This window comes from Streptomyces sp. NPDC053427 (assembly GCF_044544985.1).
Lineage (GTDB): Bacteria > Actinomycetota > Actinomycetes > Streptomycetales > Streptomycetaceae > Streptomyces.
Map to the genome: position 1 here is coordinate 332,231 of NZ_JBITYA010000002.1, position 24,196 is coordinate 356,426.

Consider the following 24,196-nt stretch of genomic DNA (forward strand, 5'->3'; position numbering starts at 1 on the left):
GGTTCGGGGCCCAGGGTCGGGGGTCTGGGTCGGGGGTCTGGGTCGGGGGTCTGGGTCGGGGCCCGGGTTCGGTGTGCCGGGTTCGGTGTCCCGGTTCGAGGTCCGGGACGGGGCCATATCCGGGTGACGGGGGCGGGGGGCGAGGTCCGGGACGGGGATGGGGCGGCGATCCTCACCCGACGGCGGCGGGCCCGTCGGCCGGTGGGCCGGATGGCGGTCAACGTCCTTTCGTGGCACGGCAGTTCGCTGGACGATGGATGAACCTTTGATGACCGGCTGCCGAAGCTCCATCGGGTCCTGTTCCGCCTCCCTACAGTGCAGACACCCCACCGTCCGATCATCTGTGCGAGGTTGCCGTGGCTCTGCCGGACACCGAGACGATCCTGACCGCGGCCGGGCTCGTGGCCACGGCCGTCGTCTGGGCCGTCGAGCGCTTTCTGCCGGGCCGGAAGCGGATCGGCTATCGCGTCCAGATGGACACCGCGATCGGCATGAACCCCCAAGATGCCCACAGCCTGGTGCAGTTGCGGCTGCTGCGGCAGGACCAGGAGATCAGCGACGCGACGCTGGCGCTGCTGCGGTTCGAGAACGACGGCGGCAAGGACATCGTCCGGCAGGACTACCAGGAGCCGCTGACCGTGGAGTTCGCCGGCCGCACCGTCATCGGGGTCGAGGTGCCGGACGCCAACCCGACGGATCTGGTCGGCATGCTGACCCGCAACGGCGGCGGACTGCGGCACGACGGCGGCCGGCTGCTCGTCCCCAAGGTGCCGCTGAACAAGCGCAATCACTTCAAGCTGCTGGTGCTGCTCTCGGGCCCCGGAGACGGGTCCGGGGCGGGAGCCGGCTCCGGGAGCGGTGACGGACCCGGAACGGTGACCGTCGGCGGGTTCATCAGCGGCGGACGGATCCGGCGCAACGCCCAGCGCTGGGGACCGCGCAAGCTCAGCCTCGCCTTGGGCGGCACGTTCATCGTCCTGCTGGGGCTGCTCGGCGGGCTGCTGCTCAGCGGCCGTACGGCACCGGTGCCCAGCGAATGCGCCGCCGGGCGGCTGACCATCGACGGGTCCACGGCCTTCGCCCCACCGATGCGGGAGATCGCCCGGCAGTACCGGGCCCGGTGCGCGGGCGCCGCCATCACCGTCCTGGAGAGCGGAAGCCTGTCCGGCCTGGGCAACCTCAGCCGGGAGGCCAAGCCCGCAACCGCCGAGGGGCCGGGCTTCATCGCCGTATCGGATGTGCCTGCGCCGTCCCTCTACCGGCGCCTGGAGGGCGAGCGGGTGGGCGTCATCCTGCTCAGCCTGGTGGCGAACGAGAAGGCCGGCATCGACGACCTCACCCTCGACCAGGTCCGCAAGATCTACGACGGGACGTACACCAACTGGAAGCAGCTGCACGGGAACGACGTGCCGATCCACCTCGTCAGCCGGGACGCCGGCTCGGGCACCCGCCGGGCGTTCGAGACGTCCGTGCTGCACCGCTCGGAGCCGGGTGTGGTGTCGTCGTACGACTGCGGCGACAAGGACCGCGACGAGCGAGCGCGACTGACGCGCTGCGAGGTGAACAGCACCAAGGGCCTGTTGGACGCGGTGGACCGGGTGCCGGGCGCCATCGGCTACGCCGAGGTCTACGCGGCGGCGAAGCGGCCGCACCTGGTCAGCGTGCGGCTGGACGGACATGAGCCGGACATCGAATGGGGACAGCAACGCGATTACCCCTTCTGGACGGTGGAGTACCTCTACACCTACGGGCGGCCCGAGGACGGTTCTCTGACCGCGAAGTTCCTGGCGTTCATGGACTCCGACACGGCGAAGAACATCATGCGGATGTACAAGCACGTGCCCTGCGCCGACCGGCAGAGTCTGCCGGACGACGTCTGCCGCCCCTGAGCCCACGCCCCTTCCTCCAACGGCCACAGGGCCGGGTGCCACAGGACCGGCCGTCCCGGCGCCGGCCGTCCCGGCGCCGATGGCCGCGGACCGTCGCGGTCAGCCGGTCCCGGCTTCCCAGAACCGCGAGGGATCCGTCGGTGTCGGTGCGCAGCACCCGGGCACCCAGGGCCCGCAGCGTCGAAACGGTACGGGGCGCCGGATGGCCGTACGGGTTGTCGGCGCCGACGGATATCAAGGCCAGACGCGGGGCCAGGCGCCGTAGCAGCTGCGGGTCCTGGTAGGCGGAGCCGTGGTGCGCCACCTTGAGGACGTCCACGGCAGGCAGCTCCGGGTGGGCCGCCAACAGGGCCTGCTGGGCCGGGGGTTCGAGATCGCCGGGCAGGAGGAGGGTCAGCCCGCCCGTGCGGACGAGCAGGGTGACGCTGGCGTCGTTGGGGCCGGGAAGGTCGGGAGCCGACGCCGGTACCCCCGGGATCGCGGGGGCGGGCGGCCAGAGGACTTCCCAGGTCAGCGGGCCCAGCCGGCGGCGCTCCCCAGGTACGGCGCGAATGATCGGCACCCCGGCTGCCGCGGCTTTGCGGCGTACGAACTCGGCCTGGCCCGGTGGATCTTGGAGCGTGGTGGTCTCGATGGCGCCGACCTCGCGGCCGTGCAACGCGCCGGGGAGGCCGTCCACATGGTCGGCGTGGAAGTGCGTCAGCACGAGAAGCGGGATGCGGCGGATACCGAGGTCGGCCAGGCAGCGGTCGATGGCGCGGGGCTCGGGGCCGGTGTCGACGACGAGCGCCGTGCCGTCGCCGGCGGCCAGGACCAGGCCGTCGCCCTGCCCGACATCGCAGACCACGGCCCGCCACCCCGGTGGTGGCCAGCCGGTGAGGATACGGGTGAAGGGGGCCGGGCGGCAGATCGCCAGGATCAGGGCCAGGGCGCAGAGCACACAGAGCCAGCGGCGGCGCAGCGCTCTGCGGCCCACCGCAACCAGGGCGGCGGTGGCGGCCGCCAGCAACAGGCCGCCCGGCCAGCCGCCGGGCCATTCGAGCTCCGCTCCGGGCAGCGACGCTCCCGTACGGGCGATTTTGGCGATGCCTTCCGCCGGCCAGGCCGCGCACCAGGCCAGCACCTGGGCGACCGGCGGAGCGAGCGGGGCGAGGGCGAGGACCGCGAAGCCGAGGACGGTGGCCGGGGCCACGGCCAGTTCGGCGAGCAGGTTGCAGGGCACGGCGACCAGGCCGACCCGGGCGGCGAGCACGGCGACGACGGGCGCGCAGACGGCCTGCGCGGCGGCCGCGGCGGCCAGCACCTCGGCCAGGCGGGGCGGCACCCGGCGCCGCTGGAGGGCTGCGCTCCAGCGCGGGGCGAGCAGCAGCAGCGCGCCGGTCGCCAGGACGGAGAGCAGAAAACCGTAACTGCGAGTGAGCCAGGGGTCGTAGAGCACCAGCAGCAGGACCGCGGCGGCGAGCGCGGGGAGCAGGGAGCGCCGGCGCCCGCTGCCGATCGCGAGCAGGGTGATCAGCCCGCAGGCGGCGGCCCGCAGCACGCTCGGGTCCGGCCGGCACACCACGACGAAGGCGAGGGCGAGTGCCCCGCCGATGAGGGCGGTGCCGCGCAGCGACAGGCCCAGGCGAGGCGCCAGACCACGGCGTTCGGCACGCAGCGCCAGATGGGGCGGGCCGATCAGGAGGGCGAGCACGATGGTCAGGTTGCTGCCGGAGACGGCGAGCAGATGCGTCAGATCGGTGGCCCGGAAGGCATCGTCCAGGTCCGGCGGCACCCGCGAGGTGTCGCCCACGACGAGGCCGGGCAGCAGCGCTCGGGCATCGGGGCGCAGCCCGTCGGTGGCCTCGCGCAGTCCGGCACGCAGGCTTCCGGCCAGCCGCTGAAGGGTGGCCGGCGCCCCGGTCCTGACCGGCGGCGTATCGGCGCCGACCCGCAGCACGGCGGCGACCCGGTCGGCCGACGACAGCGGCGGGGCGGCGCGCGCCACCACACGGATACGGGTCGACGGCAGCAGTCCGCGCCAGGCCGGGGGCGGCCCGCGGCGCGCCTCGCCGCCCTTCGGTCCCCGGCCGGCGCCCTGGACGACGACCAGCACCGGCGTGCGGAGGGCGGTCGCCGCCCCGTCCGGCGCGGCCAGCCGGACGGCGTCGGCGGTGAACACCAGCGCCGGGGGCGTCCGTTGGGAGCCGCGCACCTTGGGCCGGGTCAGCCGAGGATCGCCGGTGACCTTCAGCTCGACCGTGACCCGCGCATAGCGCTGCGCCCAGCCGGGCAGCGGGCCCCGCCGCAGATCCGCCGCATGCAGCGCCGCGGACGCGGCCCCGGCCGCGGCACACAGCAGCACCGCCGCCAGCGCAACGAACGCGCCGGGCGACCAGCGCCGGGAGGACCGGGCGCCGCGCCGCATCACCGCCACCCGCAACGCGATCACCGCGAGGACCGCGGCCCCGGCGCAGGCCGCCGCCACCACGCCGCCCGGTGCGCCCAGGCCCGCCGCCGCGGCACCCCACGCCGCCAGCGCCGGTCCCACCAGCCGGAGGTCGGCCGGGCCCTCCTGATGCGGGTCCGAGTGGCCGTACGACGACTCCGCCGCGGAGTGCACGGGAGCGCGGGGGGTGGTCATGGCTGCACCAGAGGGCGGAGATCGGCGAACCGCCGGTCGCCGATCCCGGTCACCTGACGAAGCTGGTCCACCGAGGCGAATCCGCCGTACCGGGTGCGGAATTCGATGATGTGCCGGGCGAGCACGGGTCCCACTCCGGGGAGGGTGTCGAGTTGCTGCTCGGTCGCCGTGCTCAAGCTGACCGGGCCGCCGGGTCCGCCCTCGCCACCCGACGGCCCGCTCCCGGCGCCGCCGGCCCCTGCGGCACCGCTCGCGGCATCCGCCGGACCGCCCGCGCTCGCCTCGCCCACCACGATCTGTTCGCCGTCCGTCAGCAGCCGCGCCCGGTTCAGCCCACGCATGCTCGTCCCGCGCAGCGCGCCGCCCGCGGCCCGTAAGGCATCGGTCACCCGCGAGCCCGGCGGCAGCCGATGGATCCCGGGATGCCGCACCTTTCCCGCGACATCGATGACCAGCTCGCGCGCCGCACCGCCCGGCGGCCCGCTCACCGCCGAGCCGGGCGGCGAAAGGGACGGTGCGAGAGACGGCGACAAGGGTGGCGGCCCGGAGCCGGCGTCCCGTGCCGCCTCCGACCGCTCGGCCGCCGGGGCACGTACCGGCTCCGGCCGCGCGCCCCAGAAGTGATGCACGGCGAACCCCACGGCCACCACGAGCACCAGAGCCAGAGCGGCGAGCGCCTTCGGGTCCGTGCCGCACCGTAACTGCACCCACAGGGGGAGCCGTTCGCGCACCGCGAGCCACAGCCGTTCCCCTCTGCGGGAGCCCGGCGGATCGGGAGGCCGAGGCGGTCCGTGGTCGGGACGGCCGCTCGGCGGGTCGTGCTCGCGGCGCGGTGGATCGGGAGCATCGGGCGGCGCGCCCGGGCCCGGGCCCGAGAACGCGGCTCCCGCGTCGGCGAACAACGCGGCCGCCCGCTCCCGAACCGATGCAACCGAACGGCCGGAAGGCGCCGACGAGGCCGACGGGCCCGGCAAGTCCACCGGCTCCGCCAGGTTCACCGGGTCCACCGGGCCCGACAACCACAGCGACCCCGGAGACCCGGACGACCCGGACGACGACCCCGCCGAATCGACCGACCCGGACAGAGGAAACGAAGCTGATCGAGAGTTCATACTCCGACGCTAAGCACCTCGCGCAGATCTCGCCGAGCCGCCTCACATTCCGTGGATATCGGGCCAGTTGTGGATAACTACGTCACCCACAGGAGCGCCCCGGCACGCCTCTCACCTCGGTGAGACCACGGCCCCCAGCAGCCCCGGCCCGGTGTGCGCCCCGATCACCGCGCCCACCTCGCTCACATGCAGCTCGTTCAGTCCCGGGACCCGCTCCCGAAGCCGCTGGGCCAGTGCGTCCGCACGCTCCGCCGCCGCAAGATGGTGGACCGCGATGTCGACCTCGCCCTCCCCCGCCCGCTCCGCGGCGATCTCCTCCAGCCGTGCGATGGCCTTGGACGCCGTACGGACCTTCTCCAGCAGTTCGATCCGCCCGTCGGCCAGTTGGAGGATCGGTTTGACGGCCAGCGCCGAGCCGAGCAGCGCCTGCGTCGCGCCGATCCGGCCGCCGCGTCGCAGGTAGTCAAGGGTGTCGACGTAGAAATAGGCGGAGGTGCCCGCGGCCCGCTTCTCCGCGGCCGCCACCGCCTCGTCGACGTCCCCGCCGGCCTCCGCCACCTCGGCCGCCGCCAGGGCGCAGAACCCGAGGGCCATCGCGACCATCCCCGTATCCACGACCCGCACCGGCACCGGCGCCTCCTTGGCCGCGAGCACCGCCGCATCATAGGTACCGGAGAACTCCGAGGACAGGTGCAGCGAGACGATTCCGCTCGCACCGCTCTCCGCGACCGCGCGATAGGTGTCCGCGAAGGTCGCGGGGCTGGGCCGCGAGGTCGTCACCGAGCGGCGCTTCTGCAGCGCCTGGGCGACGGATCTCGCGGAGATCTCGGTGCCCTCTTCCAGGGCCTGGTCCCCCAGGACGACGGTCAGCGGTACGGCCGTGATGTGGTGACGCTCGATTGCCGTCCGTGGCAAGTAGGCCGTGGAATCGGTGACGATGACGACATGGCGGGACATGACTGGGAGGTTAGCCGGGGAACCCGGCACCCGACAGTGCGGGCCCCTCCTCAAGATCCTCCAAGTTTCGCCAAGGCTCTGCCAAGAGGCCTCCGGCCGCCGCCATCAACACTAAGGCCTCTCCCCCCGCCCCCGCCCCACCCCTCCCCCTCGCGCGCTGCGTGATCGGTTCACGTCGACGTCCCCTCCGCCCGGGGTGGGCGCTCCGTCCGGGGCCGGCGCCCGTCCCGGACCTCCTCCTCCGCCCGCGGCGGCTTCTCCCACGCGTAGGTCGGCCGGGTGCGCGGGTCCCGGGCCGTGATCGCCGGAGACTCCTCGCCCGCCGGGCCCGAGGAATACGGGCCCCCGCCCGCGCCCGCCGACGCCACCGGCTCTCCGGCGGGCTCCTGCGCCGATCCCGGCGCCGGCTCCTGTGTCCAGTGCCGCAGCGCGCCCGCCTCGACATCGATCTGGTCGGTCAGCGCGGCCAGATCATCGTCCGCGAACTTCCGGGCCCGGTCGCTGGCCGCCCAGCGCAGGGACTCCGCGGAGTGCGTGATCCGCTCCATGCGCTCGCGCAGCTCCGGCAGGCGGGCCGCGATGGTGGCGCGGTCGGGCTCGCGCTCCAGGCGCTTGAGTTCCTCGTCCAGCTCATGGCCGTGGGCGCTGAGGCGCGCGAAGAGGCTCATCGACTCGCTGAGGGAGGCGTCGTCCGGTGAGCCGCCACGCAGCACCTCCTGCGTGGCGCGCATGGAGGTGCGCAGCGAGAGCCGCAGCTGCGCCAGCTCGCCGACCACGCCCGGCTGGGTGAGCCGACGGGCGTGCAGGCCGGTGTCCTCGACGGTGCGCCGGGCCTGGGCGACCGTACGGTCCACACCGCGCTTGGCCGCCTTGACGGCCTTGACCGTGACGATCACCCCAGCAGCGACGAACAACACGAAGAGCAGCGCGACGATCGCGACGGCTACTTCCATGGGCTCTCCCCAACGGTCTCGGAGGCGCCGGTTCGTGCCCCGCGCCCTCTCCCTCAACCGTAAACGGCGCGGGCAGGCCAGGGGTTCCAGACGAACCCCCAACCTGCCCGTAGGGGAAACCCCCGATGCAGGACGCGACGGCGCGCCCAGGACGACCCCGGGCGCGCGTCGGCCGGCTACGCGGGGACGATGTTCACCAGCTTCGGCGCCCGGACGATCACCTTCCGGATGCCCGCACCGCCCAGCGCCGCGACCACGCCCGGATCGGCCAGCGCGGCCGCCTCCAGGTCCGCGTCGGAGATCGTCGGGGCGACCTCCAGCCGGGCCTTGACCTTGCCCTTGACCTGAACGACGCAGGTCACGGTCTCGTCCACGACGTACGCGGGGTCGGCGACGGGGAAGTCGGCGTGCACCACGGAGTCGGTGTGGCCCAGCTTGCGCCACAGTTCCTCGGCGATGTGCGGGGCCAGCGGGGCGATCAGCAGCACCAGCTGGTCGGCGACCGTGCGCGAGATCGGGCCGCCGGTCTTGGTCAGGTGGTTGTTCAGCTCGGTGACCTTGGCGATGGCGGTGTTGAACCGCAGGTTCGCCATGTCCTGGGTGACGCCGTCGATGGCCTTGTGCAGGGCCCGCAGGGTCGCCTCGTCCGGCTCCGTGTCGACGACGGTGACCTCGCCGGTCGCCTCGTCCACGACGTTGCGCCACAGGCGCTGCAGCAGGCGGTACTGACCGACGACGGCCCGGGTGTCCCACGGCCGCGACACGTCCAGCGGGCCCATCGCCATCTCGTACAGGCGCAGGGTGTCCGCGCCGTACTCGGCGCAGATCTCGTCCGGCGTGACGGCGTTCTTCAGGGACTTGCCCATCTTGCCCAGCAGCCGGGAGACCTTGCCGCCCTCGTAGTAGAAGACGCCGTCGCGCTCCTCGGCCTCCGCCGCCGGGACGGCGATGCCGCGGGCGTCCCGGTAGACGTACGCCTGGATCATGCCCTGGTTGTACAGCTTGTGGAACGGCTCGGCGGACGAGACGTGCCCCAGGTCGTGCAGCACCTTGGACCAGAAGCGGGCGTACAGCAGGTGCAGTACGGCGTGCTCGGCGCCGCCCACGTACAGGTCGACGCCGCCGTGCGGCTGGCCCTCGCGCGGCCCCATCCAGTACTGCTCGACGGCCGGGTCGACCAGCGCGTCGTCGTTGTGCGGGTCCAGGTAGCGCATCTCGTACCAGCACGAACCCGCCCAGTTGGGCATGGTGTTGGTCTCGCGGCGGAAGCGCCGCACGCCCTTGCCGTCGCCCAGGTCCAGCTCGACATTGACCCAGTCCTCATTACGGGACAGCGGGGTCTCGGGCTGGGTGTCGGCGTCGTCCGCGTCGAAGGTGCGCGGCGAGTAGTCCTCGACCTCCGGCAGCTCCAGCGGCAGCATCGACGCGGGCAGCGCGTGCGCCACGCCCTCCTCGTCGTAGACGATCGGGAACGGCTCGCCCCAGTAGCGCTGACGGCTGAACAGCCAGTCACGCAGCCGGAAGTTGACCGTGCCCTCGCCGATGCCCTGGGACTCCAGCCACTGGGTGATCTTCTCCTTGGCCTCGGTCACGCCCAGGCCGTCCAGCGAGATCGTCGCGTTCGACGAGTTGACGATCTTCGCGTCGTACGAGGCGAAGGCGTCGTCCCAGGTGGCGGGGTCCATGCCGCGGCCGTCCGACGGCTCGACCACGCAGCGCATCGGCAGCTCGAAGGCGCGGGCGAAGGCGAAGTCGCGGCCGTCGTGCGCCGGGACGGCCATGATCGCGCCGGTGCCGTAGCCCATCAGCACGTAGTCGGCGATGAAGACCGGGACCCGCTCGCCGCTGACCGGGTTGGTGGCGTACACGCCGGTGAAGACGCCGGTCTTGTCCTTGGCCTCGGCCTGCCGCTCGACGTCCGACTTCGCGGCGGCCTGCTTGCGGTAGGCGGCGACGGCGTCGGCGGGGGTTGCGTGGCCGCCGGTCCACACCTCGTGGGTGCCCTCGGGCCAGGCACCCGGGACGATGGAGGGCGTGCCGTTGGAGCCCGAGATCAGGTCGTGCTCCGGCGCCAGCACCATGTAGGTCGCGCCGAACAGGGTGTCCTGGCGGGTGGTGAAGACCGTGATCTTGTCGGAGTCGCCGACGGGGAAGTCGACGCGCGCGCCCTCGGAGCGGCCGATCCAGTTGCGCTGCTGCAGCTTGATGGCCTCGGGCCAGTCCAGCGCGTCCAGGTCGTTCAGCAGGCGGTCGGCGTAGGCGGTGATGCGCATGTTCCACTGGCGCAGCTTGGCCTTGAAGACCGGGTAGTTCCCGCGCTCGGAGCGGCCCTCGGCCGTGACCTCCTCGTTGGCCAGCACCGTGCCCAGGCCGGGGCACCAGTTGACCGGCGCGTCGGAGGCGTACGCCAGGCGGTACTCGCCCAGGACGTCGGCCCGCTCCAGGGCGCTCAGGTCGTTCCAGGCCCGCCCGTCGGGGGTCTGGCGGGCGCCGGACTCGAACTGGTCGACCAGGGTGTCGATCGGGCGGGCCGCGTCCGCCTCCGGGTCGTACCAGGAGTTGAAGACCTGCAGGAAGATCCACTGGGTCCACTTGTAGTACGCCGGGTCGATCGTCTCGATCGAGCGGCGCTGGTCGTGGCCCAGGCCCAGGCGGCGCAGCTGGCGCCGCATGTTGACGATGTTGGCCTCGGTGGAGACCCGCGGGTGGGTGCCGGTCTGTACGGCGTACTGCTCCGCGGGCAGGCCGAAGGCGTCGAAGCCCAGGGTGTGCAGGACGTTGTGGCCCGTCATGCGCTGGTGGCGGGCGTAGACGTCGGTGGCGATGAAGCCCAGCGGGTGGCCGACGTGCAGGCCCGCGCCCGACGGGTACGGGAACATGTCCATGATGAACTTCTTGGGACGGGCCACCAGGTCGGCGTCGCCGGCCAGGTCACCTGCCGGGTTCGGGGCCTCGTAGGTCCCCTCCGTCTCCCAGAAGTCCTGCCAGCGTGCCTCGATGTCGGCGGCCAGCGCGGCCGTGTAGCGGTGCGGCGCTGCCACCTCGGTGGGGGCACCGCCCGCGCCATTACCAGCAGGGGAGGTGGTCGTCTCGCTCATCGTCCTCAAAGCTCCATCAATCGTCTCTGCCTGCGGCTGCTGCGGACACGGTTTCTGCGGAAACAAAAATGCCCCTCACACAGGAGGGGACGCCACGCCGATGCCGGCCCGGGCGGCCACAGCGGTTGGCCCGGTCGGGACTGATCAGCGCGGCCCGCTAAGCAGAAGGCGTACGGCACGCATGGCGCCAGGGTACCGCAGGGCCTGCGGGGCCCGCGCCGAGGATTCCCCCGGCCGGGCCCCGCCGCCCGGACGCCCCGGTCACCGGGGCGTCCGGAGCGCCTCAGGGGCGGTAGGAGCTCACATAGCCGGCGCCCGGGGTGCCCACGCCGGTGACGTCGTCGTAGCCGACGGTCGCCTTGAGCGAGCTGTCCTTGCCCAGGCTGCGCAGCGAGGTCGTGGTGCCCTTGCTGTCGTCGGTGCTGTTGACATAGTCGACGCGGACGACCGCCAGGTCACGGCCGGCGCCCAGCGGGTGGTCGGTGACGTCGTGGTACGCGGCGGTGCCGTAGCGCTGGTAGATGCCGGGGTTGGCGAAGCCGATGGCCACGCCGTGCCGGGCCTGCTGCGCCAGCGCCTGGACGCCGGCGATCACCGGCGCGGCCAGCGAGGTGCCGCCGATGCGGTACTCGTCGTAGCCGAGCTTGCCGCCGGGCAGGGTCTGGGTCTGGCCGACCAGGAATCCGGTGTTGGGGTCGGCGACCGCCGCGATGTCCGGAACGGTACGCATCCTGCCCTTGAGGGCGACGGTGGAGAGCCCGTCGGGGACGATGCCGCGCTGGTAGTAGGGCTGCTGGACGGAGTGGCTGACGCCACCGCCCGCGCCGCCGGTGAAGGCGCCGGGGAAGCCGGTCCAGTCGCCGCCGCTCTTGGCGAGGGTCGCCTTGAGGGTGCCCCAGCCGGTCTCCCACTGGTACGTGTCGCGCTTGCCCACGGCCAGCGAGGTGCCGCCGACGGCGGTCACCCAGGCGGAGTTCGCCGGGGTGTCCACCTGCTTGATGCCGGTGTTGGCGACCTCGTCGCCGTTGTCGCCGGAGGAGAAGTAGAAGCCGATGCCCTGGACGGCGCCCTGCTGGAAGAGCTGGTCGTAGGCGGCGGCCACGTCCGGCGTCTCGTTGGCCTCGATGTCGCCCCAGGAGTTGGAGACGATGTCGGCGAGATGCCCGTCGACGATCTTGCCGAGCGAGTCGAGCAGATCGTCGTCCTGGCAGGAGGCGCCGCCGACGTAGACGATGTCGGAGTCGGGGGCGACCGCGTGGACGGCCTCGACGTCGAGGGTCTCCTCGCCGTACCAGCCGGCCGCGCCGCAGTCCTCGATGTGCGAGTAGTCCTTGGGCAGCACCTGGGAGAGCTGGCCGCGGCGGTAGGGCTGGTCGCCGTTGCGGGCGGCGTACTTGCCCGCGTCCTGGGCGATGGTCGGCGAGGCGTAGGCGTCGGTGATCGCCACGGTGACGCCCTTGCCGGTCCACTTCTTCGCCCCGTAGGCGGCGCGCAGCTGCTTACCGGTGTAGCCCTTGATCGCGTACGGCGCCTTGTTCCCGTAGGCCGACGGCAGGCTCTTGTCGGTCTTGGACCCGTAGTACGAGGAGAACGGGCCGGAGTTGCGGAAGACCGGCGACGGCGGCGGCAGTTCGGTGGAGTGGTGCCTGGCGAGCCGGGGCGCGTTGTCCAGGCCGGTGACCGTGAGGACCGCGTCGGCCAGGGAGGCGGGCGCGGAGGCGGTGGCCGACGGCGCGTGGTACGTGTGGCCGCTCTTGAGGTAGTTGTGCAGGTCGGTGGCGAAGGCGCGCTGCGCGGCGGCCGCGTCGCCCCGGACCGTGACATAGCGATTGGTGGTTCCGGTGACCTTCAGGCCGGACTTCTTCAGCCAGTCGGTCACCTTGGCTATCTGGTCGTGCGTGGCACCGTAGCGGGCGCGTACCTGTGCGGCGCTCAGATACTTCCCGTACGAGGCGGAGTGCGGGTCGGACACCGCCTTGGCGTAGCTCGCCAGGCCCTTGGCGTCGCGGCCGGCGAGGTAGACGCGGGCGGAGATGCCGGTGGAGCCGGACGTGGCGCCCCGGTCGGTCTTGTTGGTGGCCCACAGCGGCTTGGTGCCCAGCAGCGCGTGCCGGCCGCCGTCGTGGCCCGCGGCATCGGCCGCGGGTGCGCCGAGCGCGAGCGCGCCGGCGACCAGCGGCAGCGCCGCCGCCCAGGCCAGACCGGTGCGGACGCGCGGAACTCTGGTGCGGGTTGATCTCATATGACCCCCTGCTGTGGCGATGCGGTGCGCTGCGTGGTGACGCGCTGCTCCGGTGCGCCGGTGCGCGTCGCCGCACGAGCGGTGAAGGCGTTGGTGACGCTCACGCGATCCGCCACTCTTTCGGTGAACTGTTCATGTCAGGGGCATGCGATCACCAAGAAGAGACCAAGGAATGGCAAGGATCGGGCAGGAACGGAACCGAGGGTGCCCGCAAAGGGAAGCCAACTCGCCACATCGGACGGCCCGCTGACCGAATTTCAGGACACCCCGGGAGGAACTCCCCACGGTCCGGGCGGTGCCGTACAACAACGCACAACAAAGTGGGCCGTCCGACTCGGACGACCCACTCCGTATTCTGTGGAGCTAAGGAGAATTGAACTCCTGACCTCCTGCATGCCATGCAGGCGCTCTACCAACTGAGCTATAGCCCCTTGCTGCGTTTCCGCCCGGTTCCCCGCTGCGGCATCGCCTACATTACACGGCTCTCCCGGGCTTCTGCCAAATCGTTCTGCCGGGGCCCTCCGGCCGGACGCCACGGTACTGTCGAGCGTCCATGCCCGATTCGTCCTGGGGAGCCGTACGCCGTGACCGCGCTGGAGCTGGAACAGCCCACCGACCCCCGCGGCTCCGCCCCCCTCCGGGGCCTCCTCCGCCGGCACCCGACCCTGATGGCGGCCCTGGCCTGCGCCGTCTCCTTCACCGCGTTCTGGGTCGCGCAGCGGCTCGCCCATGTGACCATGATCGACCTCATGGTCTACCGCGCCGAGGGCTGGACCGCCCGCAACGGCGAGGACCTCTACGACATGGTGGCGACCTCCGCCCACCTGCCCAACACCTATCCCCCCTTCGCCGCGCTGCTCTTCACCCCGCTCACCCTCGTCGGCGTCCCGGCGATGCGCACCCTCGCCACCGCCGGCAACCTCGCCCTGTTCGTCTGCGTCGTCCATCTCTCCCTACGCCTGGTCGGCCGGCCGCGGCGGCTGCCCCGGCCCGCGGCGACGCTGGCGGTCGCCGCGCTGCTGGTGTGGGTCGAGCCGGTCTGGACGACCCTGCGCTACGGGCAGATAAACCTCCTCCTTGCCGTGCTGGTGCTGTGGGACCTCACCCGCAAGGACACCAACCGCTGGGCGGGCATCGGCACCGGCATCGCGGCCGGTATCAAACTCACCCCGGCGCTGTTCGCCGTCTTCCTCGCGCTGGCCGGCGTCGTCCGCGCCGTGAAACTGCTGCGCTCCGGCGCGGGCGCGCGGGCCGCCTGGAACCCCTGGCTGCGGCAGGCCGCCGTGGCCACCCTCACCTTCCTCGTCACCGCCCTCCTCGCGGCGCTCGCACTGCCGCGGGACACCCATCGCTTCTGGACCGAGATCGTCTTCGCCGCCGACCGGGTCGGCGAGGTGGAGATCACCGCGAACCAGTCGCTGCGCGGCGCCCTCGCCCGGCTGCTGCACACCCACGACCCGGGTGCGGCCTGGCTCGTGGTGGCCGCGCTGACCGCCGGGCTCGGGCTGACGCTGGCGGTCCGGTCGCTGCTGCGCGGCCGGCGGGCCTGGGCGGCCGTGGCCTGCGCCACCACCGCCCTGCTGGTCAGCCCGATCTCCTGGTCGCACCACTGGGTGTGGGCCGTGCCGATGCTGATCCTGCTCGGCTCCGAGGCGCTGGGCCGCAGTGGCCGGGCCGCCCGGCGCCGCTGGACGACCGTCTCGGTGATGGGCGTCCTGTTCAGCTCGTTCGCGCTGTGGTGGGTGCCGCACCGCTGGAATCACCACCAGGAACTGCACCAGAACGGCGTCCAGATGCTGCTCTCCGACGTCTACCCGCTCGCCGGTCTGGCGCTGCTCGCGCTGACCGCCGCCCGGCTGTGGCGGCGCGGCGAGCGCCCTGGACCCGACCGTGACCCCCGCCCGGCGGATGAGGAGGGAGCGCCGGCGTCTCCGGCGGCATGACGGCAAAGGGCGCAGCGCCCCGGACCCTTGCGCATCCGCCGCAGGGCCCGCGGAATGCGTAACGCCGCGGTGGAGGGCGTCGGTTCGGCGGCGTTCTCGCACCGCGTCTGTCGCCCGGCGATGGCGCTCCCGCATGTGCCGATGCGGGAGTTGCGGTCCGCCCGGATCGGCCGGAAAGGGCTTCGCGGGGCGTCGAATTCCGCCCGCCGGGGCCGGTCGGGCCGGTGAGCCGGGTCGGCCCGGTCAGGCGGTGGCGAAGGAGTAGAAGCGTTTCAGCGTGCAGTGCTCGTCCAGCAGCCGTCCGTAGATCGGCTCCCCGTCCAGCTCGCGGTAGGTCTCGATCGGGTCGCCCTTTATGACCAGGGCGCGGGCGCATTCCTCGCACCAGTACTGGTAATCGGAATTGACCGGCTCCATGTCACGGACGATGGGCGTGCCGCTGCCGCACCAGTCGCATTTCCTGCTATGAGCGCCCATCAGTCAGCTCCAACTGTGGCCGCAGGCCGTGCAGACGAAAGAAATGCCGCCATTGTCGCCCAGCACCTGGGCGACATGGGAGGAACCACACGAGGGACACTGCAAAGCGGAAGCGTCGCCGCCGCGGCGGGCGGTCCAGGGACCGTCGACGGGGCAGGTGAAGCGAAGCGCGTATTCCGGCAACCAGTCATATCCCTGCGCCTCGGCCAATTCGAGCAGGTCATTGACCTCCTCAAGGATGCTCGGCGGCATCGCGATCACTCCTCCCCTGGGCGCCGTCCGATTCTGCCACGGACTACCGACGGGGTCAGGTCCGCCTTTTCGCCGACCCGGCGAGCCCGCCCACGGCCGCCGCGCCCGCCAGCGAGAGCAGCGTCACCCATAGTGCCCGCGGCCCCGCATCCGCCCCCGTCGCGCCCAGCCGATTAAGGAAGAGCGTCCCGAAAAGCGATGTCCCGAGCAGCAGCCCCACCTGGTTGACGGTCACCACCAGGCCGCTCGCATCCGCCGCGTGCTCCTTGCGTACGGATGCCAACGCACCGGACAGATGGGGACCGTGGGCGAACCCGAGCCCGGAACCGACCGCAACATACCCGGCACATGCCCAGACGCCGCCGTCCCCACCGTCCTTCAGCGCCGGCCCGACGCCCACCAGCGCGGCGCATAGAGCCCGCATTGACGGCCATCACCACGGCGATCCGCACCACCGCAAGCGGCATCCCCGGGGCCCGCACCACCCGCGGCGCGATCAACGGCGCACCGCCGCGCCGACCAGCGCCCCGCCCGCGATCTGCCCGCCCGCCGCGCCGACGGCCATCACCGCGGTGTACGCCCCGAGCGCCCGCGCCCGCGCCGCACCGGTGTACGTACGCTGGACGAGCCCCAGCACCTGCGGAATCATCACCGCCGCGCCCGCCCCCTGGATGACCCGGAAGGCGATCAACTGGCCGGTGCCCACGGCCAGTCCACAGGCCAGCGAGGCGCCGGTGAACACCGCGAGCCCGGCGAGGAACGCCCGCCGCGGGCCGAGCAGTTCCCCCAGCCGCGCACCGGTGATCAGCAGCGCGGCGTACGCGAGGGTGCAGCCGGCGATGACCAACTGGAGGGCGGCGCCCGAGGCATGGAGGTCCGCGCCGATGAGGAGAGCCGCGAGCTGACAGCGGCGCTGCGCGGCATCCTCGACCCGCTGATCGGCTGCCCGGACCCACTGCGGCCCGCCTCGCAGGCCCGCGCGGACCTGGAGCGCCAGTGGGAGAGCGCGTCGGCGTTGCCGCCCCGTACGACGCAGCCGCCATGACCGCCGACGACCTCATGCAAAAATCCCGCCCCCTCGACGGAGGGGACGGGATCTTCCGGGTTGTGGAGCTAAGGAGAATTGAACTCCTGACCTCCTGCATGCCATGCAGGCGCTCTACCAACTGAGCTATAGCCCCGGGTCTTGTTCCGCTCCTCCGGGTCTCCCCCGGCGGCGCCGCGAACAAGATGAACTTTAGCCTGCGACCTGCCCAGATGTGAAATCCGGTCCCGGAAGGCCGGTGGCGGCGGCCGGTCCGGGGTCAGTCGTCGTCGCCGAGGACCGGCTCGGGGAGGGTGCCGGCGTTGTGCTCCAGGAGGCGCCATCCGCGGGCGCCCTCGCCCAGGACGGACCAGCAGCAGTTCGACAGGCCGCCCAGGCCCTCCCAGTGGTGGGCGTCCAGGCCGAGGAGGCGGCCGATGGTGGTACGGATGGTGCCGCCGTGGCTGACGACGACCAGGGTGCCGTTCGCGGGCAGCTTGTCGGCGTGGTTGAGCACCACCGGGGCGGCACGGTCGGCGACCTCGGTTTCCAGTTCGCCACCGCCGCGGCGCACCGGCTCACCGCGCTTCCAGGCCGTGTACTGCTCGCCGTACTGCGCGAGGATCTCGTCGTGCGTGAGCCCCTGCCAGGAGCCCGCGTACGTCTCCCGCAGTGCGGCGTCGTGCGTCACGTCCAGCTGGGTGAGGACGGCCAGCTCGTTCGCCGTGGCGGCGGCGCGCCTCAGGTCGGAGGCGATGATCGCGTCCGGCCTGAGGGCGGCGAGCAGCCGGGCGGCGCGACGCGCCTGCCCGACGCCGGCCTCGGTCAGCTCGATGTCCGTCGAGCCCTGGAAGCGGCGCTCGAGGTTCCAGCCCGTCTGGCCGTGCCGCCACAGGACGACGCGACGGCCACGGTCGGATTTCGTGCCGTTCAGTGCAGCTCTCCGTCCTGCGCGCCCGCCGTGGCCTCGGCGTGCGCGGCGGCCTTGCCGCGGGTCGCCTTGGCCTCCTCGGGGAGGTCGATCTCGGGGCAGTCCTTCCACAGGCGCTCGAGCGCGTAGAAGACACGCTCCTCGCTGTGCTGGACGTGCACCACGATGTCGACGTAGTCGAGCAGCACCCAGCGGGCCTCGCGGTCGCCCTCGCGGCGCACCGGCTTGGCGCCGAGGTCCTTGTTGAGCCGCTCCTCGATCTCGTCGACGATCGACTTGACCTGGCGGTCGCTGGGCGCCGACGCCAGCAGGAAGGCGTCGGTGATCGAGAGGACGTCGCTGACGTCGTACGCGATGATGTCGTGCGCGAGCTTGTCGGCCGCTGCCTGAGCGGCGGCGTTGATGAGCTCGATGGAGCGGTCCGTGGCGGTCACAAGCGGCTTTCCGGGTCGGGGGCAGTCCGCCGGCCGAGGCGGCCGGCGAGACGGTGGAGTACCCCTCAAGGGTCTCACGGACCACCGACACTCCCGGCGGGCTTTTCGCCTCCCCGTTCGATCGAACCTCCGGCCGACCGTTGGGCCGGAGGTCCGATCGGGGTTCGAGCGCCCCGAACCCGCTGGTCAGCCCTTGAAATCCTGGCCCAGGACGACGGTGATGTCCGCGTTGGCGGCACCCTTGCCCTGCTTGACGGCACCGGCCGACAGCCCCAGCGTCTTGGCGACCTCCACGGCCTTCGCCTTCTTGCCGGCGTCCGCGTACGTCACCTGGGACGCGGCCCTGGCCACCGTCACGCTGCCGTCGTCGACGAAGGTGTAGCCGCCGTTGAGCAGCGCGACCTGCGCCTTTCCGGTGGCGCCCCGGACACCGCTGGCGTTGCGGACCGCGACCCGGGCGACGGCATCGGGGGCGGTCTTCTTGACCGTGCCGCCGAGCACGTCCTTGACCACGGCGTTCGAGGCGGCCTGGCCGAGCGTGCCGTTCGCCTGCACCGGCAGCAGGGTGGTGCGGTACGCGCCGGTCTTCGCCAGCTCCGCCCGCTGCGCCAGCGAGCTGCCCAGCTCGGCCTCGGTCAGCGGCGGGTCGAGGACCTGGAGCAGCGTCTTGACGGTGGCGGTGGCGCCGTCCGCCTCGCTGGAGACCTTCTTCAAGGTGGCCTGCATGACCTGCCCGAAGCGCTGCAGCTGCCTGGTCTGGGGCTCGCCGGGTCCCTGATAAGTGGCGTACGCCACGGCCGCCTGGCCGTTGAGGTCCTGGGCGCGGCCCTGCTTGACCACCGGGGAGTCGCCCTTCTTGGCGCCCGGCACGGTGGCGTCGGTGTCGAGGGTGATGCCGCCGACCGTCTCGACGAGGTTCTCCAGATACGGAGTGTCCAGCCGCCAGCTGGCCTTGAGGTCGGTGCCCAGGAGGGTGTTGAGGGAGTCCTTGGTGGCGTCGGCGCCGTCCTCCTTGACCGACTTGGCCAAGGTGGTGGGCGTCCCGTCGTCCTTGGGGAGGACGAGGCTGTTGGGCAACAGGACGGTGGTGCCCTTGTGGGTGGTCGTGTTGTCCACCAGGAGCGCCGTCGAGCTGTTGCCGCTCCGGGTGTCCCGCAGATGGACGACGAGGACGTCCCGCTTCTGCCCGCCGGCCTCGGCGGACCGGTCGGTGCCCGGTCCGGCCAGCCCCGGCAGCTTCCCCGCCCACCACAGATAGCCGACGCCGCCGGCCACCAGGAGCGCGAGCACGACGGACAGCGCGACGATCCGGCTGCGGCCGCGCCGCTTGGCCTCCTCGCGCCGCTCGGTGCGGCTCTCGGTGAACTTCAGCCAGTCGATGACGTCTTCGGAGTCCTCGTCCGGCTCCTCGATGAACGAGAACTGCTCGGTGCGGTAGTCGCCGTCCGCACCGGCCACCGTCCCGGGCCCGCCGGGGTTGCCCGAGGGCGCCGACGGGGCCGGTTCCGCACGGGGTGCGGGCGGGGGCTCCTCGTCGTACACGGGCTGCTCGTACGGCGGTCGCGGCGCCTGCTGCGGGATCCAGTCCTGCTGGGCCTGGTGGCCCGGCTGCTGCTGGCCGGGCTGCTGCTGGGGCTGTGCGTACGGGTCGTACTGCGGCGCATAGCTCTGCTGCTGCACCGGCGGGCGGCCGTAGGCGTCGTAGCCGTACTCCTGCTGCGCCGGGTACTGCTGCCCGCCCTGGTGGCCCTGCTGGCCGCCCTGGTGACCCTGCTGCGCACCCTGGTGGCCCTGCTGCCCGCCGTACGGGTCGTAGCCGTCATAGCCGTCGTACGACTGGGCCGCGGGCGCCACCGGCTGCCCGTACTGGTCGTAGGACTGCTCGTACGGCCCCTGGGAGGCGTCGCGGTACACCGGCTGCCCGTAGGCGTCGTAGGTGTAGCCCGGCCGGCCCTGCCGCTCCTGGGCGTACGGGTCCTGGGCATACGGGTCCTGCGGCCCGTACGGATCGTGTCGGTCGCTCACCGGTGCCCCTTTCCGTCAGGTGCGTCAGCGGTCGCTGCGGTACAGCTGCTTCTTGTCGATGTAGCGCACCACTCCGTCGGGCACCAGGTACCAGACCGGGTCCCCCTGGGCGACGCGCGCTCGGCAGTCGGTCGAGGAGATGGCCAGCGCGGGCACCTCGATCAGCGACACCGCGCCCTCGGGCAGCCCCGGGTCCGCGAGGACATGGCCGGGCCTGGTCACCCCGATGAAGTGCGCGAGCGACACCAGCTCCGCGGCATCGTGCCAGGTCAGGATCTGGCTGAGCGCATCGGCGCCGGTGATGAAGAAAAGATCCGCGTCCTGGTGCTCGGCCCGCAGATCACGCAGCGTGTCTATCGTGTACGTCTTGCCGCCACGGTCGATGTCGATGCGGCTGACGGAGAACTGCGGATTCGACGCGGTCGCGATGACCGTCATCAGATACCGGTCCTCGGCCGGAGACACCGTCTTGTGGATCTTCTGCCACGGCTGTCCCGTGGGTACGAAGATGACCTCGTCGAGGTGGAACTGGCTGGCCACCTCGCTGGCGGCGACAAGGTGACCGTGATGGATCGGGTCGAACGTCCCGCCCATCACTCCGAGCCGCCGCTTCACGGGCCCTGTGTGCTCTCCCATGCGTGCAGACCCTACTGGGCGCCGCGCGCCGACGGGGGGCCGGTGCCGGGGCTCAGCGGTCGCGGTTGAAGCGGGTCGTGATCCACAGCAGGAGAAGAAGGATAAACAGGGCGCCACCGCCGGTCAGGAAGGGACTGAGGCTGGCGTGGCCGCCCTCGTGTCCGGGCTCGGCTGCGAGGGAGACCAGGGACTGTGCGGTGGGGTGCAGGCTCATCGTCGGCAGGACCAATCCGGGCTGGGGTCGGACAGTAACTTCCGCCACATCGTAAGCGTCCCCTCACCGCGGGCTCACGGCGACTCCACCCACGGCCCCCCGAAGGCGGCTGCGGGGGTCAGTCCTGGTTGCCGTAACCGCGCAGCAGGAACCACGCGAGGAGGATCGCGCCCAGGACGCCGACGACGATCACGGTGCGCAGGATCCAGCCGGGGCCGTCGGCCCTGGAGGTCTGCTGGACGGCGGCGAGCAGCATGCTCGAATGCAGCATGAGGGCGCTCCCTTTTGTACGAACGTGTACGGGCATTGGTGCGATCGCCAGCGTACGCCCGAGCATCCAATCGGCTGTCGGTGGCGTCCTCTAGTCTGAAACACACGAAGTCGAACAGGGGGAGGCCCCAATGACGGAGAGCCCAGGCGGCAGCGACAACGTACCCAGCCGGGACCGTAGGCGGTTCCCCGGCATCTCGTCCCGGGCGTACGAACACCCGGCGGACCGCTCGGCGCTGGTGGCGCTGCGCAAGCTGAGCGGGTTCGACACGGTCTTCAAGACGCTCAGCGGCCTGCTGCCGGAGCGCAGCCTGCGGCTGATGTTCCTGTCGGACTCGGTCCGGGTCGGCGACCAGCAGTTCGCGCACCTCAACGACATGCTGCGCGACGCGTGCTACATCCTGGACCTGGAGAAGGTCCCGCCGATGTACGTCAACCAGGACCCGACCCCGAACGCCATGTGCATCGGCCTGGACGAGCCGATCATCGTGGTGACGACCGGCCTGGTCGAGCTCCTGGACGAGGAGGAGATGCGGGCCGTCATCGGCCATGAGGTCGGCCATGCGCTGTCCGGTCACGCCGTGTACCGCACGATCCTGCTGTTCCTGACGAATCTGGCGGCGAAGGTCACCTGGATCCCGCTGGGCAATGTCGCGGTCATGGCGATCGTGACGGCGCTGCGCGAGTGGTTCCGCAAGTCGGAGCTGTCCGCGGACCGGGCCGGCCTGCTGGCCGGGCAGGATCTGCAGGCCTCGATGCGCGGTCTGATGAAGCTGGCGGGCGGCAACCATCTGCACGAGATGAACGTCGACGCCTTCCTCAAGCAGGCGGAGGAGTACGAGGCGGGCGGCGATCTGCGCGACTCCGTGCTGAAGATCCTGAACCTGCTGCCGCGCAGCCACCCGTTCACCACCGTGCGGGCGGCCGAGCTGAAGAAGTGGGCGGCCAGCCGCGACTACCAGCGGATCATGGACGGCCACTACCCGCGCCGGGACGAGGACAAGGACGCCTCGGTGTCCGACTCCTTCCGGGACTCCGCGGCCCACTACGCCGACTCGGTGCGCAACAGCAAGGACCCGCTGATGGGCCTGGTGCGCGATATCGCGGGCGGTGCGGGCGACTTGGGCGGCAAGCTGCGCGACACGGTCTTCCGTGGCGGCTCCCGCCCCGGCGGCGGCACGAACGGATCGGACGGCGCTAACGGATCGGACGGCTCGGACTCGGCTGGGCACTAGGCGCCAGGTCACCGCAGAGGGAGGGATTGGCCCGGCCCCTGGCGTAGGGGTCGGTGCTCGTCGGCCGGTCGTACCCGGCGCGCTGCCCGGCAAGCAGCGGGCGCAGGGTGTCGGCCGGCATCGAGGAGCAGGCCAGCGGCCCTGCCTGGAGGTTGCTCTGCACGACTTCCAGGCGGTGGTCGGCCAGGCCGTCCCGGTCGATACGGAAGTGCACCTCGCGCCGGACGGTGAACAGCGAGGCGGCGCCCGGGGTGACCTTGCCCACACCATGGTCGGCGGGGCCGGTCTTCAACGCCTGATCGGTGGGCCGTACGGCGTAGACGAAGGTGTAGTCGGCGGTGACATCGAGCGCGTCCGGGCTCGATTCCGTCGCCGAGAGCGTGCCGTTGACCCGTACGTTCCGGTCGGCGAGCCGGGTCTGCCGGGGGTCGAAGCGGACCAGCCAGCCGGTCGCCGCAAGGCGTCCGTTGTCGTCGGGATGCGTCATGCTCCGGTCGAACTGGTCGAGTTGGCCGGTGTCCAGCAGCAGCCGCACCGGCCGTACGGAACCGCCGGTGAGCGTGGCCGGATCCAGCGAGGAGCGCACGAGGTAATCCTTCGCGATGGTCAGGGCGGAGACGATCTGGCCGTCGGAGAAGTGCTCGGTACGGGCGACGGAGGGCAGATTGACACCCGCGGCGCCGACCGCGAAGTCCTTCGCCGGGCTGTGCGCAAAGAGATCCTCGGGCGTCGCCCCCGGCACGGCACCGTTCGGCGCGAGCGGTACGACCGAGGAGCGCAGCGGCTGCACCCGGGCGGTCTCGGGAGTCTTGTACGGATGGCGGACGCCCATGTAGACGGCGGTACCGAAAGCGAGCACGATCAACAGCACCAGCAGGATCGCCTGCCGGGAGCCGCCGGCGGCGCGCAGCAGCCAGCGGTGGCGGGGTTTGACGGCGGGCGAGTGCTGCTCACCAAGCCGCTCGTCGGCGGAGAACTCCTGCAGTCGCGCCGCGCGCACAAACGATTCGTCGAAGACAACGGATCGGTATTCGTCCTCACCGCCGCCCGGGGCGCCGTTGGGCGTCCCTTCGGGAGGGTCACCAGGCCCGGTCATACAACTAGGGTAGGTCCGCCGGGGCGAAGGTAAACGCTGGGACGGACGCCAACTTCACCGGACCGCTCCGTTTCGCCCACCGCCCGGCCCGCCGGATTCCCCTCGCCCGGCCCGCCGGGTGCGCGGTCAGTGCGCGCGGTGCCCCGCGGAGGCCGACGGCGCGGATTCGGCGGACGCGGAGGGCAGCAGCCCGGGCCGTATCGTGCGGACGCCCTTGGGGTCGCCCGAGGACGGCTCGCTGGAGGCGGGCCGCGGCGCCGGGCCCTGGTTCTTGCCGGAGGCCCCGCGATAGACCGCGCTGAAGGCCAGCGCGACCAGCCCGATGCCCATCACGACGGCCAGCACCCAGGCCATCGGCCGGTGCCAGCGGGGCGCGCCGCGGTAGGGGCGCAGCGACCCGCCGTAGGGGCCGTACGGGCCGTGCTCGGCGTATTCCCCGTAGCCGCCGTACACGTCGTAGTCGTCGGCGCGCCCTACGGCCTCGTCCCGGCCCTGGGGGCCGTCAGCGCTCTCGGGACCGAACCCGGGCACCGAGCGGGCCGCCTCGGCCTCGGCGCGCGCCTCGGCCGCGGCCAGCATCCGCTCGACCGCCGAGGGCTCATGGATCCGCGCGGACCGGACGAATTCCTCGTCGAAGACCACGGAAGCGAATTCCTCATCCGCTTTTCCGTGGCTCCCGTGGTGGTGCTCGTCGGGCTCTTCGCCGTCCGGGAACGGCTTGCCCCCCACGTCGTCCGGCACCCGTCCAGGGTAGCCCCGGCCGCGCGTTTTGGGCAGGGATCCGC

The 24,196-nt window shown here is 72.1% G+C and carries 20 protein-coding genes, 2 tRNA genes and 1 pseudogene; 4 read left to right on the top strand and 19 right to left on the bottom strand.

Features of this window, described 5'->3' with window-relative positions; translation table 11 throughout:
- Window positions 1-356: 356 nt before the first annotated feature.
- A complete protein-coding gene (locus ACIGWZ_RS06230; protein ID WP_400061365.1) occupies window positions 357-1,889 on the top strand; it encodes a PstS family phosphate ABC transporter substrate-binding protein in 1,533 nt (510 codons plus the stop codon).
- Here the strand turns inward: ACIGWZ_RS06230 and ACIGWZ_RS06235 are convergent.
- From ACIGWZ_RS06235 to ACIGWZ_RS06265, 7 genes are all read right to left on the bottom strand, one after another.
- Window positions 1,819-4,512 carry a ComEC/Rec2 family competence protein gene (locus ACIGWZ_RS06235; protein ID WP_400061367.1) on the bottom strand — a complete coding sequence of 898 codons (2,694 nt, stop codon included), beginning with the start codon at window positions 4,510-4,512 and terminating at the stop codon, window positions 1,819-1,821. The two genes, ACIGWZ_RS06230 and ACIGWZ_RS06235, sit on opposite strands and share 71 nt — an antisense overlap.
- Window positions 4,509-5,243, bottom strand: coding sequence for a helix-hairpin-helix domain-containing protein (locus ACIGWZ_RS06240; RefSeq protein ID WP_400061369.1), 735 nt, complete (start codon window positions 5,241-5,243; stop codon window positions 4,509-4,511). Before ACIGWZ_RS06240 ends, ACIGWZ_RS06235 begins: the two co-directional genes overlap by 4 nt.
- Window positions 5,244-5,735: 492 nt before the next feature.
- Entirely contained in the window at window positions 5,736-6,581 is an 846-nt protein-coding gene (locus ACIGWZ_RS06245; RefSeq protein WP_400061371.1) for a DegV family protein, read from the bottom strand.
- 170 nt (window positions 6,582-6,751) lie between these two features.
- Entirely contained in the window at window positions 6,752-7,534 is a 783-nt protein-coding gene (locus tag ACIGWZ_RS06250) for a hypothetical protein (RefSeq protein ID WP_400061373.1), read from the bottom strand.
- 176 nt (window positions 7,535-7,710) lie between these two features.
- On the bottom strand, window positions 7,711-10,632 hold the full coding sequence (locus ACIGWZ_RS06255) for a leucine--tRNA ligase (RefSeq protein ID WP_400061375.1): 2,922 nt from the start codon (window positions 10,630-10,632) through the stop codon (window positions 7,711-7,713).
- A 283-nt stretch (window positions 10,633-10,915) separates the two neighbouring features.
- Entirely contained in the window at window positions 10,916-12,874 is a 1,959-nt protein-coding gene (locus tag ACIGWZ_RS06260) for a protease pro-enzyme activation domain-containing protein (RefSeq protein ID WP_400061377.1), read from the bottom strand.
- 358 nt (window positions 12,875-13,232) lie between these two features.
- Window positions 13,233-13,305, bottom strand: a tRNA-Ala gene (locus ACIGWZ_RS06265).
- Window positions 13,306-13,458: 153 nt separating this feature from the next.
- On the opposite strand from ACIGWZ_RS06265, the gene ACIGWZ_RS06270 reads away from it, so the two are divergent.
- Window positions 13,459-14,817 (top strand): glycosyltransferase 87 family protein, encoded by a 1,359-nt coding sequence (locus tag ACIGWZ_RS06270; RefSeq protein WP_400061379.1) that lies wholly within the window; start codon window positions 13,459-13,461, stop codon window positions 14,815-14,817.
- A gap of 243 nt (window positions 14,818-15,060) precedes the next feature.
- Here the strand turns inward: ACIGWZ_RS06270 and ACIGWZ_RS06275 are convergent, their stop codons facing one another.
- The 3 genes and pseudogenes from ACIGWZ_RS06275 to ACIGWZ_RS06285 all read right to left on the bottom strand — a co-directional run.
- Window positions 15,061-15,294 carry a hypothetical protein gene (locus ACIGWZ_RS06275; protein WP_360122434.1) on the bottom strand — a complete coding sequence of 78 codons (234 nt, stop codon included), beginning with the start codon at window positions 15,292-15,294 and terminating at the stop codon, window positions 15,061-15,063.
- A 3-nt stretch (window positions 15,295-15,297) separates the two neighbouring features.
- Entirely contained in the window at window positions 15,298-15,546 is a 249-nt protein-coding gene (locus ACIGWZ_RS06280; protein WP_400061382.1) for a hypothetical protein, read from the bottom strand.
- Window positions 15,547-15,601: 55 nt separating this feature from the next.
- Window positions 15,602-16,447: pseudogene (locus tag ACIGWZ_RS06285) on the bottom strand (MFS transporter); the annotation flags it as partial.
- On the opposite strand from ACIGWZ_RS06285, the gene ACIGWZ_RS06290 reads away from it, so the two are divergent.
- Window positions 16,415-16,591, top strand: a complete 177-nt coding sequence (locus ACIGWZ_RS06290; RefSeq protein WP_400061384.1) for a hypothetical protein — start codon at window positions 16,415-16,417, stop codon at window positions 16,589-16,591. The pseudogene ACIGWZ_RS06285 and the gene ACIGWZ_RS06290 sit on opposite strands and share 33 nt — an antisense overlap.
- Window positions 16,592-16,654: 63 nt before the next feature.
- Here ACIGWZ_RS06290 and ACIGWZ_RS06295 read toward each other — a convergent pair.
- From ACIGWZ_RS06295 to ACIGWZ_RS06325, 7 genes are all read right to left on the bottom strand, one after another.
- A tRNA-Ala gene (locus tag ACIGWZ_RS06295) sits at window positions 16,655-16,727 on the bottom strand.
- Between the two features lie 123 nt (window positions 16,728-16,850).
- Window positions 16,851-17,504 (bottom strand): histidine phosphatase family protein, encoded by a 654-nt coding sequence (locus ACIGWZ_RS06300; protein WP_400062011.1) that lies wholly within the window; start codon window positions 17,502-17,504, stop codon window positions 16,851-16,853.
- Window positions 17,501-17,935: a ribosome silencing factor gene (gene rsfS / locus ACIGWZ_RS06305; RefSeq protein ID WP_400061386.1), complete on the bottom strand. Its 435-nt coding sequence runs from the start codon at window positions 17,933-17,935 to the stop codon at window positions 17,501-17,503. The genes ACIGWZ_RS06300 and rsfS overlap by 4 nt, the downstream gene beginning before the upstream one ends.
- 186 nt (window positions 17,936-18,121) lie before the next feature.
- The gene (locus tag ACIGWZ_RS06310) at window positions 18,122-19,960 is read right to left on the bottom strand and encodes a LytR C-terminal domain-containing protein (RefSeq protein ID WP_400061388.1); all 1,839 of its coding nucleotides are present in this window, start codon (window positions 19,958-19,960) and stop codon (window positions 18,122-18,124) included.
- Between the two features lie 24 nt (window positions 19,961-19,984).
- Entirely contained in the window at window positions 19,985-20,596 is a 612-nt protein-coding gene (nadD, locus tag ACIGWZ_RS06315; protein ID WP_400061390.1) for a nicotinate-nucleotide adenylyltransferase, read from the bottom strand.
- Window positions 20,597-20,648: 52 nt separating this feature from the next.
- On the bottom strand, window positions 20,649-20,858 hold the full coding sequence (locus ACIGWZ_RS06320; RefSeq protein WP_400062045.1) for a hypothetical protein: 210 nt from the start codon (window positions 20,856-20,858) through the stop codon (window positions 20,649-20,651).
- 70 nt (window positions 20,859-20,928) lie between these two features.
- Window positions 20,929-21,081, bottom strand: a complete 153-nt coding sequence (locus ACIGWZ_RS06325; RefSeq protein ID WP_400061392.1) for a hypothetical protein — start codon at window positions 21,079-21,081, stop codon at window positions 20,929-20,931.
- Window positions 21,082-21,211: 130 nt separating this feature from the next.
- Between ACIGWZ_RS06325 and ACIGWZ_RS06330 the strand changes: the two genes are divergently transcribed.
- Window positions 21,212-22,315, top strand: coding sequence for a M48 family metallopeptidase (locus tag ACIGWZ_RS06330; RefSeq protein WP_400061394.1), 1,104 nt, complete (start codon window positions 21,212-21,214; stop codon window positions 22,313-22,315).
- Here the strand turns inward: ACIGWZ_RS06330 and ACIGWZ_RS06335 are convergent.
- Together ACIGWZ_RS06335 and ACIGWZ_RS06340 are read right to left on the bottom strand one after the other, a co-directional pair.
- The gene (locus ACIGWZ_RS06335) at window positions 22,278-23,411 is read right to left on the bottom strand and encodes a hypothetical protein (protein ID WP_400061396.1); all 1,134 of its coding nucleotides are present in this window, start codon (window positions 23,409-23,411) and stop codon (window positions 22,278-22,280) included. The two genes, ACIGWZ_RS06330 and ACIGWZ_RS06335, sit on opposite strands and share 38 nt — an antisense overlap.
- Window positions 23,412-23,537: 126 nt before the next feature.
- Window positions 23,538-24,152: a hypothetical protein gene (locus ACIGWZ_RS06340; protein ID WP_400061398.1), complete on the bottom strand. Its 615-nt coding sequence runs from the start codon at window positions 24,150-24,152 to the stop codon at window positions 23,538-23,540.
- Between the last annotated feature and the right edge of the window lie 44 nt (window positions 24,153-24,196).

Coding starts and splice junctions, on each gene's coding strand:
- ACIGWZ_RS06235 (WP_400061367.1), bottom strand. CDS start 4,512: ATGACCACCCCCCGCGCTCCCGTGCACTCCGCGGCGGAGTCGTCGTAC.
- ACIGWZ_RS06245 (WP_400061371.1), bottom strand. CDS start 6,581: ATGTCCCGCCATGTCGTCATCGTCACCGATTCCACGGCCTACTTGCCA.
- ACIGWZ_RS06250 (WP_400061373.1), bottom strand. CDS start 7,534: ATGGAAGTAGCCGTCGCGATCGTCGCGCTGCTCTTCGTGTTGTTCGTC.
- ACIGWZ_RS06255 (WP_400061375.1), bottom strand. CDS start 10,632: ATGAGCGAGACGACCACCTCCCCTGCTGGTAATGGCGCGGGCGGTGCC.
- ACIGWZ_RS06260 (WP_400061377.1), bottom strand. CDS start 12,874: ATGAGATCAACCCGCACCAGAGTTCCGCGCGTCCGCACCGGTCTGGCC.
- ACIGWZ_RS06275 (WP_360122434.1), bottom strand. CDS start 15,294: ATGGGCGCTCATAGCAGGAAATGCGACTGGTGCGGCAGCGGCACGCCC.
- ACIGWZ_RS06280 (WP_400061382.1), bottom strand. CDS start 15,546: ATGCCGCCGAGCATCCTTGAGGAGGTCAATGACCTGCTCGAATTGGCC.
- ACIGWZ_RS06290 (WP_400061384.1), top strand. CDS start 16,415: ATGGAGGTCCGCGCCGATGAGGAGAGCCGCGAGCTGACAGCGGCGCTG.
- nadD (WP_400061390.1), bottom strand. CDS start 20,596: ATGGGAGAGCACACAGGGCCCGTGAAGCGGCGGCTCGGAGTGATGGGC.
- ACIGWZ_RS06325 (WP_400061392.1), bottom strand. CDS start 21,081: ATGCTGCATTCGAGCATGCTGCTCGCCGCCGTCCAGCAGACCTCCAGG.
- ACIGWZ_RS06330 (WP_400061394.1), top strand. CDS start 21,212: ATGACGGAGAGCCCAGGCGGCAGCGACAACGTACCCAGCCGGGACCGT.
- ACIGWZ_RS06335 (WP_400061396.1), bottom strand. CDS start 23,411: ATGACCGGGCCTGGTGACCCTCCCGAAGGGACGCCCAACGGCGCCCCG.